Source organism: Kitasatospora sp. GP82 (genome assembly GCF_029892105.1).
In the GTDB taxonomy this organism is placed as follows: domain Bacteria; phylum Actinomycetota; class Actinomycetes; order Streptomycetales; family Streptomycetaceae; genus Kitasatospora.
Genome location: NZ_JARZAJ010000032.1, coordinates 1 through 17,621, shown reverse-complemented (window position 1 = coordinate 17,621; position 17,621 = coordinate 1). Strand labels below are relative to the sequence as shown.

The 17,621-nt window shown below is 72.4% G+C and carries 8 protein-coding genes; 6 read left to right on the top strand and 2 right to left on the bottom strand.

Annotated elements, in window-relative coordinates:
* Positions 1–386: 386 nt before the first annotated feature.
* A complete protein-coding gene (locus P3T39_RS27315; protein ID WP_280701621.1) occupies positions 387–3,143 on the bottom strand; it encodes a molybdopterin cofactor-binding domain-containing protein in 2,757 nt (918 codons plus the stop codon).
* Positions 3,140–3,964 carry an FAD binding domain-containing protein gene (locus P3T39_RS27310; protein WP_280701620.1) on the bottom strand — a complete coding sequence of 275 codons (825 nt, stop codon included), beginning with the start codon at positions 3,962–3,964 and terminating at the stop codon, positions 3,140–3,142. Before P3T39_RS27310 ends, P3T39_RS27315 begins: the two co-directional genes overlap by 4 nt.
* 908 nt (positions 3,965–4,872) lie before the next feature.
* Here P3T39_RS27310 and P3T39_RS27305 point away from each other — a divergent pair.
* The 6 genes from P3T39_RS27305 to P3T39_RS27280 form a co-directional block, all read left to right on the top strand.
* Positions 4,873–8,790, top strand: a complete 3,918-nt coding sequence (locus P3T39_RS27305; RefSeq protein WP_280701619.1) for a beta-ketoacyl synthase N-terminal-like domain-containing protein — start codon at positions 4,873–4,875, stop codon at positions 8,788–8,790.
* Between the two features lie 205 nt (positions 8,791–8,995).
* Positions 8,996–10,264, top strand: a complete 1,269-nt coding sequence (locus P3T39_RS27300) for a cytochrome P450 (RefSeq protein WP_280701618.1) — start codon at positions 8,996–8,998, stop codon at positions 10,262–10,264.
* Between the two features lie 64 nt (positions 10,265–10,328).
* On the top strand, positions 10,329–12,143 hold the full coding sequence (gene asnB, locus P3T39_RS27295) for an asparagine synthase (glutamine-hydrolyzing) (RefSeq protein ID WP_280701617.1): 1,815 nt from the start codon (positions 10,329–10,331) through the stop codon (positions 12,141–12,143).
* Complete coding sequence (locus tag P3T39_RS27290; RefSeq protein ID WP_280701616.1) at positions 12,140–13,885, top strand: amino acid adenylation domain-containing protein; 1,746 nt, start codon at positions 12,140–12,142, stop codon at positions 13,883–13,885. Before asnB ends, P3T39_RS27290 begins: the two co-directional genes overlap by 4 nt.
* Positions 13,886–13,927: 42 nt before the next feature.
* On the top strand, positions 13,928–15,727 hold the full coding sequence (locus P3T39_RS27285; RefSeq protein ID WP_280701615.1) for an acyl-CoA dehydrogenase family protein: 1,800 nt from the start codon (positions 13,928–13,930) through the stop codon (positions 15,725–15,727).
* 14 nt (positions 15,728–15,741) lie between these two features.
* The coding region (locus tag P3T39_RS27280; protein WP_280701614.1) for a condensation domain-containing protein at positions 15,742–17,621 on the top strand (1,880 nt) is incomplete at its 3' end.

Sequence of the window (17,621 nt, the reverse complement as noted above, 5' to 3'; positions counted from 1 at the left end):
TGGGAACAACTCCCTACAACCCGGGATCCGGTAAGTGCCTCGACGACTCCGCCTCTGGCGGCGCCGGAAAAACCCAGCTTGTGATCTGGGTCCACGCGTTCCGGCACGACGTGTGACGCACCTGCACGATCTCGTCCGCCATCCTTCGAATCAACAGGGGCCAGGCATGCCAGGAACGGCAATGGCCGTGGGCGTCGCGTTCTGCACCGCCGCCGGAGCGGCGTGCCTGTGGGCCGCGGTCCGGGAGCGCCGCCTGCTGTCGCGCTTGCGGCAGTTCGGACTGCGCACCGAAGGCACCGTGATCCGGCAGGAGGTGACGGATCCGGCCGAGCCGATACGGGTGCCGGTGGCTCGCGGAGACGGCGGTTCAGACCGGAGAGGACCTCTCACCCACCTTGCGCACGCGTCCTCGCGCGGTGCTCGGTGATGGCCTGCCAGACCTTGTCGCGGAGGAAGGGGGCCTCGGTGAAGCGGATGCCGGTGGCGTCGCGCAGGGCGTTGGCGAAGGCGGGCGGGACGGGGTTGAAGGGGCTCTCGCTCATCGACTTGGCGCCGAGCGGCCCGATGGCGTCAAAGGTCTCGGTGAAGTGGACCTCGGTGCGCGGCACGTCGGCGTAGGCGGGTAGGCGGTAGCGGCGGAAGGCGGCGGTGGTGACCTCGCCGCGGTCGTCTACGAGGACCTGTTCGAAGAGGGTGGCGCCGAGGGCCTGGGCGACGCCGCCCTCGACCTGGCCGCGGCACTGCAGGGGGTTCATGACCTTGCCGGCGTCGGCCCCGTGGACGCTGCGCAGGATCTTGATCTCGCCGGTGCCGGGGTCGACGGCGATCCGGAACCACTGCGAGTTGAAGGCGACCGAGCGGGGTGAGCCGCCCCAGTGCCCGTCGGCTGCGAGGTCGGCTCCCTTGCCGCTCGCGGCCTCGAAGATCTCCTTGAGCGAGACCAGTCGCCCGTCGCACTCGACCGCGTCGGCGGTCAGCCGCAGCAGGCTGCGGGAGGTGCGGGCGTACTCGGCGGTGAAGGAGAGGATCTGCTCGGCCAGCGCGTTGGCGGCCTTCATCACGGCCTTGCCCGCCACCACCGTACCTGCGGAGCCGAAGGCGCCGGTGTCGTGCCGCACGACGTCGGTGTCGGACTGCCGGATGGCGATGCGGTCCACCGTGGTGCCGAGCGCCCCGGCGGTGATCTGCTTGTGCACGGTGGTGGTGCCGTTGCCGAACTCCGCCGTACCGACGGCGATGTCGTACGTGCCGTCCTCCAGCAGCTTCACCGTGGCGTCGGCGAAGTGGCCCCCGGGCGGGCCGGTGGCGATGGCGGCCATCGCGAAGCCCTGACCGACCAGCCAGCCCTCGGGGGCCAGTTCGGCGCTGCGGTCGTCGGCGAGGGCGTTGCGCACCACCTGGAGGCACTGGTCAAGGCCGTAGCTGGCGATGTGCAGATCCTCCTCCTCGCCGCAGGGGCCCTCCATATGGTCGCCGGGGCCGATGACGTTCTTCTCGCGCAGGAGCAGCGGATCGACGCCCAGCCGACGGGCCAGTTCGTCCATCGCCGATTCCAGGGCGAAGGTGACCTGGCCGAGTCCGTAGCCGCGGAAAGCCCCGGCGGGCACGCAGTTGGTGTACACGGAGTACGCGTTCACCTTCTTGTTCGGCGCCCGGTACACGCCCATCGACTCGCCCACGCTGTGGAACATCACCGCCGGGCCGTGGTTGCCGTACGCGCCGGTGTTGGCGACCACCCGGAATTGCAGAGCCGTCAGGGTGCCGTCCTTCCGGGCGCCGACCTTCACGGTGATCTTGAACGGGTGGCGGGTGGTCGCGCCGTAGAACTGCTCGGGGCGGGTGAACTCCAGCTTCACCGGACGGTGCAGCTTCAGCGCAGCCAGCACGACGATGTCCTCGGTCAGCATCTCCTGCTTGCCGCCGAACCCGCCGCCGACCCGGCCCGCGACCACCCGGACCTTGTCCTCCGGGAGGTCGTACAGCGCGCACAGCGCACGCCGGGTCAGGAACGGCACCTGGGTGGACGAGCGGACCGCGATCCGCTCCTCGCCGGTCTCCTCGTGCTCCTCGAACCAGGCGACACAGCCGTGCGTCTCCAGGCTAGCATGCTGCACCCGCTGGGTCTGGAAGATCTCCTCGTAGACGACATCCGCCTCGGCGAAACCCTGTTCGACGCTGCCCATCTCGCCGTGCACCTCGCCACAGACGTTGTCCGCCGCACGGAGGATGCGCGACTCCGGTCCCTTCGGGTGGATCACCGGTGCGCCAGGCAGCATCGCCAGCTCCGGGTCGACAACGTACGGGAGTTCCTCGTACTCGACGACGATCCGGCGGCAGCCCTCCTCGGCGGCCCCCTCGCTGTCGGCCACCACTGCCGCCACGCGCTGCCCGACGAAGCGGACCACGTCGTCCAGCACCCGGGTGTCGTCCGGGTCCTCGGTGGGGTGCTCGTGCCGGGCGGAGGAGTACAGCTTGTCCGGCGCATCGTGGTGAGTCAGCACGAGGTGCACGCCGGGCACCCGCAGCGCGGCTGAGGTGTCGATGGAGACGATCCGGGCGTGGGGGTGCGGGGAGCGCAGCAGCTTCATGTGCAGCAGCCCCTCCACCTCGACGTCGAAGGTGTAGCGGGCGGTGCCGGTGACCACCTGCGGTCCGGCGGGCGCGCCGAGGCTGCGGCCGACGGCCTGCCCGGCGCACGGCTGTTCGGTGTGCTTGACCCCGCGGATGGCGTCCTCGATCGCGCGGTAGCCGGTGCAGCGGCACAGGTTTCCCTTCAACGACCGGGGCAGGTCGGTGAGTTGCTCCTCATCGAGGGCCGCGGTGGTCATCAGGAACCCGGCGGTGCAGAACCCGCACTGGAAGCCCTGGGCATCCAGGAACTTCTGCTGCATCGGGTGCAGTTCACCGTCCTTGGCCAGCCCTTCGACCGTGGTCACCGAGCGGCCCTCGGCGCGCCGGGCGGGGTAGATGCAGCTGTGCACGGGCTTGCCGTCGACCTGCACGGTGCAGGCACCGCAGTCGCCCGCGTCGCAGCCCTTCTTCACCCCGAACCAGCCACGGTCGCGCAGGTAGGTGCGCAGACACTGGCCCGGGCGGGGCTCGGCGTCGAAGTCCTGGTTGTTGACGCGGATCGCGAAGCTCATCGTCCGCCCTCCTCGGTCAGTTCGCGGCGGATCTCCTCGGCGAAGCGGAAGGTCATGTGCCGTCGCCAGGCCGGAAGTCCGTGGATGTCGTCGAAGTACTCGTTCGGCTCGATCGCGTACTCGAGCGCCTCGCGCAGGGCCTCGGCGTTCGGCGGCAGCGCGAACCGCATGCGGATCGGCCGCACAGTCGAGGCCGTGACGGTGATGGTGAGCATCGCGTCGACCGGGTCGAGTGCGCCGATCACCAGCGCACCGGATCGGCCCAACCCGTAGAGCGAGGCCTGCCGGAACGCCGTGCGACTGCCCAGTGCACGGGCCGGCAGGGTGATCGAACGGAGCAGCTCGCCGGGTTCGAGCGCCTTGACACCGGCGCCGATGACGAAGTCCGCGACCGGGAGCTGGCGCAGAGCGCCCGTCTGGGACTGCAGGAGGCAGACGCCGTCGAGCGCTGCGGTCAGCGAGATCATCGGTCCGGCGGGCAGCCCGTTGCACAGGTTGCCGCCGACGGTGGCCATGCTCCAGATCTTCCACGACGCGAGGAACGCCCGGCAGCACTGCTCGAACAGCGGCCCGGCGGTCCACCGCGCCGGCTTCGGGAAGCGGGAGAGCTCGGCGATCGTGCAGGTCGCGGCGATCTCCAGGCCTCCCTCGGCGGTCACCGTCAGCGGCTCCCAGCCCATCCGGCTCAGGTCGATCAGCCGGCGGATATGGGGCTGTGGCTCGGAGAACAGGTACGTGCCGCCGCCCAACCAGGCATCCCCCGGCCGCCAGGTATCGCGACGGCGGGCGTCGCGCATCTCCGCCACCGTGTTCAGATCCACGTCGCTCCACCGTCCTCGACAACTCGACTACGGCGATTGAAGCAACGCAGGACGGCCGGAACGAGTGGTGCCGCACACCAGTGATTCACCTGCGGACTGGAGGATCAACCAGCGACGAAAGACACCGCCTGCTTGCATCTGCCAGCATCCCGGGCGGACCGTCGGCACCGTCCGGGTCGGACTGCTGGTCGGTGTGCCGGCCTCCGGAACCTGCTCGGGGGCACTCGCCTCGGTAGCCGGGTGCGCACCGTCCACTGGTGCTCGTGCGCGCTAACCCTGCTGTTGACGCTGATACTCAGGCGGGCGCTGCCCCGCCACCCACTCGCTCGTCCGGCGCGTCACCATCTCGGGGACACCCGCACCAGCAAAGTGCATCCGCAAGAACCGAGCGACCAGACGGTACGTCAGAGCAGGTCGGGGCGCTCGGCCGGAGCGCCGGTGCCGCTGTGCAGCGCGCCCACGGTCTCAACCTGAATTGAGCGTGGCACGCGCGATGGCGATTTGAGTTTCGAGGCTGACGCACGGAGATAGGGGCGGGGCTTCGCCCGTCGAACTCTGCGGGACCGGGGAGGACGGGACTACCCGGTCGGCACGGTCGGTGGGCGGCGATCAACGACGCCGTCGACCGGGACTGTTCCCGGCAGACGGGTACGTGCACCCCGGCGGTCGTCGAAGCCGGTCGACGTCCATCAACGGCCAGTTGATCTTTCGTAGATCAACCATTGATCAACTGCGGCTAGCTTTCGGGATGTCAGGAGGCGAGCAGCGCCCGCGACGGAAACGGTGACGCTTCGGCCCGCCTCCGTGGCCGGGGCGCACCACTCCTCGGCTCAGGCCCTCACCGCGCGATCCGCAGTGGGCCGGACCGGGTGCCCGCCGTTCAGTTGCTCCCAGTAAGGGTTGTCCCGATGAGCCATGAAAACGCGATCGCGATCATTGGGATGTCCTGCCGCCTACCCGGAGCCCGGGACGTCGAGGAGTTCTGGCGCAATCTGCGGGCAGGCGCGGACGGCATCAGCCGTTTCAGTCAGGACGAGCTGCTGGCCGCGGGTGTGGATCCGGCGCTGGCCGGACATCCGGACTATGTGCCGGCCCGTGGCGTGATCGCCGGCGGTGACCGGTTCGACTGGGAGCACTTCGGCTACAGCGCGGCCGAGGCCGAGGGGATCGACCCCCAGCAGCGGGTGTTCCTGGAGTGCGCGGCCCAGGCCCTGGACGACGCGGGTACCGACCCGGCCCGTACCGACGGCTGGATCGGCGTCTACGCGGGTTGCGACACCGCCGCGGCGCCCCTCGCCTCCGGCGCCGACCCGGCTCGGGCCACCATGCGGATCATCGGGTACGAGAAGGACTTCCTGGCCACCCGCGTCGCCTACAAGCTGGGCCTGCGCGGCCCTGCGGTCACCGTCCAGACCGCCTGCTCGACCTCCCTGGTCGCGGTGCACCAGGCCTGCCGCGCGCTGCTCGGCTACGAGTGCGACACCGCGTTGGCGGGCGGCGTGACAGTCCGGCTGCCGGAGGCGGGGGGCTACCTCTACCAGGACGGCAACATCCTTTCCAAGGACGGCCGTTGCCGTGCCTTCGACGCCGCCGCCAGCGGAACGGTGAGCAGCAGCGGGGTCGGTGTGGTGGTGCTCAAACGGCTGGACGACGCGTTGGAGCACGGGGACCGTGTCATCGCGGTGATCCACGGTTCGGCGATCAACAACGACGGCGGCGAGAAGATCGGGTTCACCGCTCCTTCGGTGACCGGCCAGCGCGACGTGATCGAGCTGGCGCTGGCTCAGGCCGGTGTCGGGGCGGACGAGATCGGATATGTGGAGGCGCACGGCACCGGGACCCGGGTCGGCGACCCCGTCGAGCTGGCCGCGCTCACCGCGGCGTACCGGGCGGGCACCGACCGCGTCGGCTACTGCCTGCTCGGTGCCGCGAAGGCCAACATCGGCCACACCGGGGCCGCGTCCGGCGTCGCCGGGCTGATCAAGACCGCGTTGATGCTCCAGCACCGCGAGTTCGTGCCGACCCCGCACTTCAAGCGCCCCAACCCCGAACTCAAACTGGACACCACGCCGTTCCGGATCAGTACCGAGCTGAGACCCTGGGCGGGCGGGGGAGCACGACTGGCCGGGGTCAGCTCGTTCGGGATCGGTGGGACCAACGCACATGTGGTGCTCGGGGAGGCGCCGCCGACCGGCCCCGAGGAAGCCGGGCAGCACGAAGGCCGGCAGGACGCCGAGCCGGTGGTGGAGCCGGCCGTTCTGTGTCTGTCGGCGTCCTCCCCCGAGACGCTGCACACCCTGCGCGAGCAGCTCGCCGACCGGCTCGGCGCACCGAATGCCCCGGCCCTCGCCGACACCGCCCGCACCCTCGCCGCCCGGCGCCGCTTCCGCCACCGGGTCACGGTGGCGGCCGGCGCCCCCGGCGAGGCCGCCCAGCGGCTGCGCGAGGCCGAGCGGGTCACACTCGCCGGGCGCGAGCCCGAGACGGCCTTCCTCTTCCCCGGCCAGGGCGCCCTGCGGGCGGGCTACGGGCTGGGTGCCCACACCCTCCTGCCGGTGTTCCGGGACGTCTTCGAGGACTGCCGCGAGCAGGTGCGGCGGCGGTTCGGCGTGGAGATCGCCGCCATGCTCGACCCGGCTACCCCGCCGGCGTGGTTCGCCGACACCAGGCACCAGCAGCTCGGCCTGTTCATCCTGGGCTACGGCCTCGCCCGGCAGTTGGAGAGCTGGGAGGTGCACCCGGCCGCGCTGTTCGGGCACAGCATCGGCGAGTACACCGCCGCCGCGGTGGCCGGCGTCTGGAACCTGCCGGATGCGCTCGGCCTGGTCTGGCAGCGTGCCCAGGCCATGCACGACGCCGCTCCGGGCCGCATGCTGGCCCTGCGGATCGGTGCGGACCAGGCCGCCGCCCTGCTCGATGCGGACGTGTCCCTCGCGGTGGCCGGTGGCGACCATGTGGTCCTCTCCGGCCCCGTCTCGCGGATCACCGAGCTGGCCGGGGCACAGCGCGAACTTGGCGTCCAGGGAAGGCTGCTGGAGACCGAGCACGCCTTCCACTCGCCCCTGATGGCGTCCTCGGCCTATGCGCTGCGCCGGGCGGTGGCCGCGACCGCACACCAGGCCCCCCGGGTGCCGTTCGCCTCGAATCTCACCGGGGACTGGGCCGACCCGGCCGCTGTGGGCGATCCCGAGTACTGGGCCGGGCAGCTGCTGGGCACGGTGCGCCTGGAGGACGGGCTGCGCACCCTGACGGGCAGCGGTGCGAAGGTCCTGATCGAGCTCGGGCCGGGCGACGGCCTGACCCGGCAGACCCTCGGCGGCTCACTCGGTACTCAGGTCCCGGCCGCGGCCGTGCCGCTCCTCGGTCGCGACCCCGGGCAGGAGAGCGCCGCCGTGCTGCGCGGTCTCGGCCGCCTCTGGGAGCACGGAGTGGAGGTGCCCTGGGATGAGCTGCGCCCGGACGGCCGGAGCCGGCTGGTCTCGCTCCCGCCGCACCCGATGGCGGGCACCCGCTGCCGCCCGGCACCCCGCCAGGACCAGCCCGCAAGCGCCGGACAGCAGCTCACCGGAGGGCAGTCCGCCGGGGAGCGGCCGATCGAGGACCGCCCCGTCGCGGAGCAGGCCGTCGAGACCCGGTCCGTGCAGCCCGCAGACCGGCCGGCGCAGCCCCTGGCGCCCCGGGGCGGGCAGCCCGAGCCGGCCGGGACCGGCCGGGCCGGCTCCTTCGACGTGCTCGCGGAGCGGGTGGCAGCGCTGTGGCGCGCCTCGCTGGGTGTCGGCACCGCCCTCCCGGGAGACGACTTCTACGAGCTCGGCGGCTCGTCCCTGATGATCGTGGGGCTACTCGCCCAGGTCAGGACGGAGACCGGCGCGCAGATCCCGGCCGCAGCCGTGGCGACTTCTCTGACCTTCCGCCAGCTCGTCGCGATGGTGCGGGAGAAGGCGCCGGAGGCCGGCACCCCGACGGCGGCCCGCGCCACCGGCACCACCGGCACGTCGTCGGCCGGCCGTACCGCGGTGCCCGACGTCCCGGGACTGACCCTGCTGCGCGACGGCGGCCCGCGTAACCCGCTGTTCCTGCTCGCACCGGCGGGCGGCAGCACGCTGAGCTACCGCCACCTGGCCGCGGCCATGGACGACTCCCGCCCCGTCTACGGCATCGAGTCGCCGGGGATGCACGACCGGCGCCGCACGCTGTACCGGCTGGAGCAGATCGCCGCCCACCAGGTGGGGGTCCTGCGCCGCGCCCGACCGAACGGCCCCTACCTGCTGGGCGGTTGGTCGTTCGGGGCGATGGTGGCCCATGAGATGACCCGTCAGCTCACCGCCGAGGGAGCGCAGGTTCGGCTGCTGCTGGCGATCGACGGCTATCTGCCGGACACCGGGGGCCGCCCGGTCGCCACCCGGCCCCGCTGGCTGAAGCAGGCGCTGTCCTTCCAGGTGGAGGCGCTGGTCAAGCGCGGCCGTTCGAAGCTGATCGGTGCAGGTCCCGGCCGAGACGGCGACGCGGCACAGGGCGGGCTGAACCGGATCGGCGACCTCGCCGGGGCCACCGCCGCCGGGGTGCCCGACTTCGTCCGGGTGCACAACGCGAACCTCACCGCGATGCTGCGCCACCGTCCGCAGCCCGCCCCGTGCGGCCTGGTGCTGTTCAAGGCGGCGGCCGACAGGACCCTGTGCGCGGAGCTCGCCCGGCGCCTCGCCCCGCTCTACCAGGGCGAGGTACGGGTCGAGCCGGTGCCCGGCGACCACTGGTCGGCCCTGGGCCCCGAGCACGCCGCCACACTCGCGGGCCGGCTGCGGCCGTACCTCGAACCGCTGGACTGAGCTCCGCCCCACCGTACGACGGCTCCCACCGCACACCGAGGCGGCCGGGCTCCGGGCGCAGCCCTGCCCGCGTGCCCGGCCCGGGCCGAGCCCCTCCCGCGCCGCACCTTCGGAGCCGGCGCCCCCCGTAGAGCCGAACGAGACCGAACGAACCCGACCGATCTAGCCATGCCCGGACCAACCGTCCGGCAGACAGAGGATCCCCGTGTCAGAGACCGATCAGGCGAGCTGCCCGTACCTCGCGGGCGCAGCCGACACCGTCCACCAACTCGACGCCGACTTCACCCAGAACCCCTTCCCCGACCTGGAGCGACTGCGCGAAGCAGGCCCCGTCCACCGGGTACAGCTGCCGAACGGCACCGAGCGCTGGCTGATCACCCGCTACGACGAGGTGATGGCGGCGCTGGCCGACCCCCGGCTCAGCAACGAACTGGCCCGCGGCCTGCAGAAGGTGCTGCCGCCCGAGCCGCTGCCGCCGAGCTGGCAGGTAGCGCTGCGCACCAGCAGGCTGCTCGGCCGGGCGATGGCCAACCTCGACCCGCCGGACCACGACCGGCTGCGCAAGCTGGTGGTCAGGGCCTTCAGTGCCAAGCGGATCGAGGGCATGCGCCCACGTATCCAGGAGATCACCGACGAGCTCTTCGACGCGCTCGACGGGCGCACGGAGTTCGACCTGGTGGAGGCGGTCTCCAACCAGCTGCCGATCACGGTGATCTGCGAGCTGCTGGGCGTACCGTCCTCGGACGCGGACCTGTTCCGCACCGCGGCCAGTGTCCTCGGCGGCTTCGTGCCGGACGACGAGGCCGCCCGCCGGACGATCGAGGCCCTGGACGCCTTCGACACCTACGTACGCTCCCTCGTCGCGGCGCGGCGCGCCGAACCCGGCCCCGACCTGTTCAGCGAGCTGACCAAGGTCACCACCGGCGGCCAGGGCCTGACCGACGACGAACTGGTCAGCATGGCGGGGCTGCTGCTGTTCGGCGGCTACGAGACCTCGGCACAGCTGATCAGCAGTGCGGTGCTCTCCCTGCTCCAGCACCCCGATCAGCTGGCCGCGGTGCGCTCCGATCCCGCGCTGCTGCCGGGCGTCGTCGACGAGGTGCTGCGCTTCGAGGGCCCGGTCAACCCGGGCCTGAACCGCTACGCGCTGGAAGACGTCGAGATCGGCGGTGTGACGATCCCGCAGGGCTCCTACGTGATCCTCGGCGTGGCCGCCGCCAACCGCGATCCCCGCCGCTGGGCGGAGCCCGACCGCTTCGACGTCACCCGGACGGCGACCGCCAAGCAGCTCGGCTTCGGCTACGGCCTGCACTACTGCATCGGTGCCCGGCTGGCCCAGCTGGAGGTCGAGATCACCCTCGCCACGGCGCTTCGCCGCCACCCGACGCTGCGACTCGCGGTGCCCGCCGACCAGCTCCGCTGGCGGGCCGGTTCGGTCCGCGGGGTGCGCGAACTGCCGCTGCTCGTCGACTGACCGAGCCGGTCCGCGCCCACCGGCGTCCGCCTTCCGCTCCTTCCTTCCTCCGAGAGGTACTGCTATGTCCGGGATCGCCGGCTGGGTCGACCGTGGCCGCGACCTGACCCGCGAGGGTCTGGCCGCGTCCGTGATGACGGCCCGGCTCGCCACACGCGGCCGCCACGGCGAAGGGCTGTGGTCCAGCCGCTCCGCCGTCCTCGGCCATCGCGCCGATGCCCTGGACACGGTGGGCGCGCAGCCCGCCGTCGTCCAGGAGCACGGCGGCCCGATCGCCGTGATCACCTTCGACGGGGTGCTCTACAACGCCCCAGAGCTCCGCTCGCAGCTGGCCTCGGACGGCCGCCGGGGCCCGCTGGCCACCGATGCGGACGTGGTGCTGCGCGCCTATCTGCGCTGGGGCCGCGCGGTCGCCGAGAAGCTGGAGGGACTGTTCGCGTTCGCCGTCTGGGACGTCAGAAGTTCCGAACTGCTGCTCTGCCGCGACCGGTTCGGGGTCAAGCCGCTGAGCTATCTGCCGCTGCCCGACGGGGTGCTGTTCGCCTCCGAGGTGGCGGCCCTGGCCGCGCACCCGCTGGTGAGCACCGAACTGGACGCCGAGGGCCTGTGCTCGGTGCTGGCCCAGGTGCGCAGGCCCGGGCACGCGGTGCTGCGCGGTCTGCGCGAGGTCAGGCCCGCGCACCTGGTGCGGTTCGGCAAGGACGGGGTGGTCGAGCAGCGCTACTGGTCGCTGGAGGCCCGGCCGCACACCCAGGACCTGGCGCAGACCATCGAGACCGCACGCGGCCTGCTCGACGACGTGATCTCAAGGGAGGCGGGCGCCGGGACGCCGACGGTCCTGCTCTCCGGGGGCCTGGACTCCAGCGCCCTCACCGGCCTGGTCTCCGAGGTCGCGGGCGGCGCTCCGCACACCTTCACGGTCTCCTTCGGCGACAGCGCCGCCGCGGTGCCCGACCGGCCGTTCGCCCAGGCCGTGGTGGAGCGACTGGGCTGCGACCACCGCGAAGTCCTGGTCGAGCCGGGCGAGTTGACCGATCCACTGGCTCTGGAGGCGGTCCTGGCCGCCAAGGACTTCCCCTCACCGTTCGGCGACAAGAACCTCACCCCCTACCTGTTCTACCGTCAGGTCGCCGAGCACACGCCGGTGGCGCTCAGCGGGGAGGCCGCCGACGCGGTGTTCGGCGGCCTGATCAGCGGGCAGGAGCGGGCCTCCTCCGAGCACCGGACCTTCCCGTGGATCGAACGGGCCCGCACCTTCGGGATGACGCACGGCATCGGCAACGGGCTCTTCGACGACGAGCTGCTGCGCGAGATGGACTACACCTCCTTCTGCGCGGCCCGCTATCAGGAGGCCAGGGACGAGGTACCGCACCTGGCCGGTGCGGCCGACGACGACCGGCGCGCCCGCGAGATCGACTGGCTGCACATGACCAGGCTGTACGAGCAGGCGGTCAACCACTCGGAGCGCCTGGGCGCCGCCGCCGGGCTCCAGGTCCGCTTCCCGTTCTCCGACCACCGGCTGTTCGGGTACCTCTACAACGTCCCCTGGCGGATGAAGTCCTTCGACGGCCGGGACAAGAGCCTGCTGCGGGCGATCTCCAAGGATCTGCTGCCCACCTCGGTGCTGGAGCGGCCCAAGGTGCCGTTCCCGATCACCTACCACGCCGGGTACAAGCAGTCGCTGGCCACCCGGCTGCGCCAGGTGCTGGAGGACCCGGGCGCACCGGTGCTGCCGCTGCTGGACCTGCCGTCCGCCTGGAAGGTGGTGGACGATCCCAGGCTGCTGGACCGCGGCGGCTGGCTGGGACGGGCCGACACCGAGATGGTGCTCCAGCTGGACGGCTGGCTGCGCAGCCGCCGGATCAGGCTGGCGCTGTGAGCACCGTTCCCGCGCAGCGGCCCGCCAACGCGGCGCGGACCACCGAGAAGACCCCGACCTCAGCGAAGGCCCTGCCCATGACCGACGTCGTCCGCATCGACTCCCCCGCCGACCCGGCGGCCGTCGGCGCGCCACTGCCCGACGAGCTCTCCCCCGAAAACCCGCTCCTGCACGAGCTGTTCGACGAGCGTGCCGCCCGATTCCCCGACCAGGTCGCGGTGCGGGACGCCCTCGGCTCGCTCACCTATGCCCAACTCGCTGTGCGCTCGGACTGGTTGGCGGCCGAGCTGCACGGCCGCTGCCCGCAGCCCGGGGCACTGGTCGGGCTGCACCTGGAGCGCGGGGCCGACGTGGTCGTTGCGATGCTCGCGGTGCTCAAGAGCGGGCACACCTACGTGCCGCTCGATCCCGGCTACCCGGTCGAGCGTCTGCTGTTCACCGCCCAGGACGCCCGGCTCGGCCTGATCGTCTCCGACCAGCCGGTGCCTGCCGAGCTCGCGGAGCTTCCGGTACTGCGGCTGGACGAACTCACCCAGCCCGGTGCCCCGGTGCCCGCTCCCCCGGTCTCCGTGACGGCCGACGCACCCGCGTACGTCATCTACACCTCGGGTTCCACCGGCCGCCCCAAGGGCGTCCAGGTGCCGCACCGCAACGTGGTGGCCCTGGTCCGGGCCTGCGCCCGCCGCTACGAGCTGCGCCACGACGACGTCTGGACCCTCTTCCACTCGTACTCCTTCGACTTCTCGGTCTGGGAGATCTGGGGCGCGCTGCTGAGCGGCGGCACGCTGGTCGTGGTGCCGCACCGGACGGCGGCCTCGCCGCAGGCGACGTTGAAGCTGCTGGTGCACGAGGGCGTGACGGTCTTCAACGTGGTGCCTTCGGTCTTCCGCCACCTGACGCGGGCGGCCCGGCGCACCGGCGTGGTGCCGTCGACGCTGCGGTATGTGATCTTCGGCGGTGAGTCGGTCGACATCCGGGACGTGCGGGCGTGGCGGGCGGAGGCAGGACGCCGGACCCGGTTCGTCAACACCTACGGCATCACCGAGGCCACCGTTTTCGTCACCTACCGGCTCTTCACCGAAGAGGAGTTGGACCGGGCGGCGGACGCCCCCGAGGGCTCCGCGTTCGCGCTGGACATCGGCGAGGCGCTGGACGGCTGGGAGATGCTGGTGGTCGGCGAGGACGGCGCGCCCGTCCGCCCCGGCGAGACCGGCGAGATCCTGGTGGCCGGCTCCGGTGTCGCGCTGGGATACCTGCACCGGCCCGAGCTGACCGCGGAGCGTTTCCCGCTGCTGCCCGTTCCCGGTGGCGGCACCCGGCGCCACTACCGCAGCGGCGACCTGGCCAGGCTGCTGCCGGACGGCATGTTCTGCTACGCCGGACGGGCCGACGACCAGGTGAAGATCAACGGTTTCCGGATCGAGCTCGGCGAGGTCGAGGCCAGGCTCCAGGACGCCCCGGGTGTCCGGGAACTGGTGGTGGTCAGGACGGTCAGCCGGATCGGCGAGCCGATGCTCACCGCGTTCTACACGACACCCGACACCGCGCCGCCGACGGACGGGGAGCGGCAGGAGCTCGCGGAGCGCCTGACCGTGCACGCGCGCCGGTCGCTGCCCGCGCACATGCTCCCCGGGCGGTTCGTGCACCTGGCCGAGCTGCCGGTCAACCCGTCCGGCAAGACCGACCGCAAGGCGCTCTCCGCCTGGCAGGGGCAGGCACCCCAGCCGTCGCCCGTCGGCTGACACTTCGTCAGAAAACCTGTTCCGGTACCCCGAAGGACTGTGATGGCTCCACGCACCCGCAACCTCGCCAGTGATCCGGACCGGCCCAGCTTCCTGGAGGAGCTGTACCAGGGCCGGTTCCGCTGGGACCTGATCCACCCCTTCCCCGAGCAGCGGCCCGAGGACCGCGAGCGCGGCGACGCGGCGGTGGCTGCCGTCGGCGCCTTTCTGCGCGAGCGGATCGACCCCACCGAGGTCGACGTCCAGGGCAGCCTGCCGGACGGGTTCCTGGACGATCTGGGCAGCCACGGCTACCTCAGGCTGCAGGCCGGCTCCGAGGTCGGCGGCCACGGCCTCTCCTCGTTCAACACCTTCCGGGTGATCGAGGAGGCCGCTTCCTGGTGCCTGCCGGTCGCGGTGCTGCTGGGCATCGAGAACGCCCTGGGCGCCGGTGCCTTCCTCCCCGTGCTGCCTCCCGGTCCGCTGGCCGACCGGGTCAGGAGCCATGTGCTGGCGGGGGGCCTGTCCGGCAGCGCCGACACGGAGCCCTCGGGCGCCGCCAACCAGGGGCGCACCACGACGGCCGTCCCGGTGGAGGACGGCGCCGCCTACCTGCTCAACGGGCGGAAGATCCAGGTCGTCAACGCGCCGAGCGGGGGCCTGTTCAGCGTCACCGCCTCGGTGCGGGCACCGGACGGCAGCGAGCGCAACCGGCTCTTCTTCGTCGACGCCGACACCCCTGGGGTGCGGCGCAGCGGTTCGCAGGAGCTGATGGGGATGCGCGGGCTGCCGTTCGGAGGGCTCGACCTGGAGAACGTCCGGGTCCCGGCGGAGCTGGCGCTCGCCGAGCCGGACCCGGAGCACACCTCGCGGCTCACCCCCGCGGTCTCACTGCTGGTGGTCCGAGGCCGGCTGTACATCATCGCCGCGCCCTCGCTGGCCACCGCGAAGCTCTGCCTGTCCTGGGCGCGGGACTTCGTGGCGCGCCGTTCGGTGGACGGCCGGGGGCTCGGGGAGTACGAGGAGATCCAGCGCCGGCTGGCCGAGACACAGGCCGAGACCTTCGCGCTGGAGAGCACGGCCCGCTGGAGCCTGCTCGGCGAGGACCACGGCACGGCCGTCAACCTCAAGTTCGAGCAGAACGCGTCGAAGAACATCTGCTCGGTGCTCGGCTGGCGGATCGCCGAACGGACCCTGTCGATGCTGGGTGGCGAGGGCTACGAGAGCGCGCAGAGCAAGCAGCGGCGCCAGGTGCCCCCGCTCGCCGTGGAGCGCGCCTTCCGGGACGTGCGCGGCCTGCGGATCACCGGCGGTGTGGACTTCCTGCTGGACAACTGGAGCGCGGGCCGGACCCTGCTGTCCTACTACTACCCCGAGCCCGACCACGCGGCCGAGCTGGCGGCGGAGCAGGCCCCGCCGGCCGACTTCGGCGACGACCACGCGCTCTCGGCCCGCAACCTGGAGCACCTGAGCTTCGTACGGGAGCAGGTCCACCGCTTCGGTCACGACTGCCTCGAACTGACCCGCCGCCACCCGCAGCGCGCCGAACTCGCATCCAGGCAGCGCCTGTTGATCCTGCTCAACCGCACCGCGACCGAACTGCTGACGATGTCGCTCACCCTGGCGCGGGCCGCGAGCGCGACCACCGCCGGTCAGCAGGAGGTGCAGGACCTGGCCGACGTCTACTGCACCACGGCCAGGGCCCGCCTTGCCTCGCTGCTCCACCAGCGCGCCCAGGAGGAGGGCCCCGAATCCGCCGGGGCCGCCGTCGCACGGCTGGGCACCGTCGTGCCGACGGCTGCGGAGCCTGCCCCTGCGCTCCACCACGTGACCACCGCCGACTCCTCCGGAGCCGGCCGATGAGTGAGGAACCGACGATGACCGACACCCACGGGACGCCCGGCCCGCGCACCGAGGCGGCCGGCCCCGGTGTCCCTGCGGGGACGGGCGCCGCGACCGTGTGCGAACTCCCGCTCTCGGTCGGCCAGGAGGCCATGTGGATCTCCTGGCGGCTCGACCCCCGGCAGTGGACGCACATCATTCCGACCCCGTTCCGGATCGAGGGCACGCTCGACCCGCAGCGGCTGCGGCAGGCCGTCGCCGCGCTCGGCACGGCCTACCCGCAGCTGCGCGCCCGGGTGCTGGACGGGCCAGCGGGCCTGCGGCTCGGCTGGGCCGACGCGCCGCCGATCCCGGTGGCCGAGCACACCGTGACGGGCAGCATGGAGGAGGCGGTCCGGCGTACCTGGCAACGGCCGTTCGACCTGACCTCGGGACCGCTGGCCCGGGTCGACGTGCTGCACGGCAGTGAGGGCAGCGTACTGCTGATCGCGGTGCACCATCTCGTCCATGACGGCGCCTCGATCCTGCTGGTGCTGGACGCGCTGCGCCAGGCCTACGCCGGGCGGCCCCTGGCCCCGGCCGACCACATCGGGCCGCTGACCGCCTTCGCCCGGCGTTCGCGCGAGCTGGCCGACACTCCCGCCGGGGACGCCCAGCGTGCCCACTGGCGCGCCGCGCTCGGCAGCGGCACGGGCTTCGAGCTGCCCGCCACGGTGGACGAGCCCGGCTACACGGTGCTCAGCACCGAGGTGCCCGCCGCGCTGGTGCCGCGCCTGCGGGAGCGGGCCGAGGAGCTCGGCGTGTCGTACTTCACCGTGCTCCTCGGCGCGTACTTCGCGCTGCTGCGGCGCTTCGCGGGCGAGGACGACCTGCTGGCCTCGATCCCGTTCCACGGCCGCTCCGAGGAGGAACTCCGCGACAAGGTCGGCTACTTCGTCAACGCCCTGCCGATCCGTCGGCAGGTCAGGGGGACGGACAGCTACGCCGATCTGATCCGTACCCTGCGGGGTGAGGTCCGGGCCGCGATGACCCACGGCGACCTGCCGCTGCCGGCGATCCTGCGCGAGGTCGGCCTCACCGGATGGCAGGCGCACGCGCGCAGCCACCAGACGGTCTTCCAGTACTGGCATGCCGGGCTGCGCCAGGACGTCGACGTGCAACGGTTCGAACTGCGCGCGGACGGGGCTGTGGACGGGGCCTCGTGCGTGCTGAGCCTGCTCGACATGGAGAGCAGCGCCGACTACACCCTCGCGGTGATGGTCCGGGAGGACAGCGGCGGCACCCACGTGCTGTGGAAGGACCCCACCGGGGCGGTCGGCCACACCCTGCTGACGGTGATGGCGGAGCACTACACCGAGGTGCTGACCGCCGTCGCGAAGGACCCGCACGCTCTGGTGGGCACGCTCGGCGAGCGGGTCGGCACAGCGGCAGGCACGGTGAACGCCCGTGAGGTGGCCAGGCTGATCGGGAGCCACCCGGCGGTCCTGCGTGCCGTGGTGACGCCGACCGGCGGCGACGCCGACCTCGCGGCCCGGCTGACCCTCGACGCGGCCGCGGATGCCTCCGAGGTGCCGGCCGAGGCGCTGGCCCTGCTGCGCGAGCGGCTCGGCGACCGAACGCCCCGGGTCCGCCTCACCGCGAGCGGCGCCGACGGCGCCGGCCCCGACCGGAAGTCCTCGGCGGGCAGTGCCACCACGGCCGTGCTGATCGAGCTGTGGCAGGACGTCCTCGGCACCGACACCATCACCCCCGACGACTCCTTCTTCGAACTCGGCGGCCACTCCCTCCTCGCCGCCGAACTCGCCGACACCATCTCCCAACGCCTCGGCATCGACACCCCCGTACGCGCCATCTTCGAACACCCCCGACTCGACGACCTCGCCACCCACCTCGACCGACTCCGCACCCCCCACCC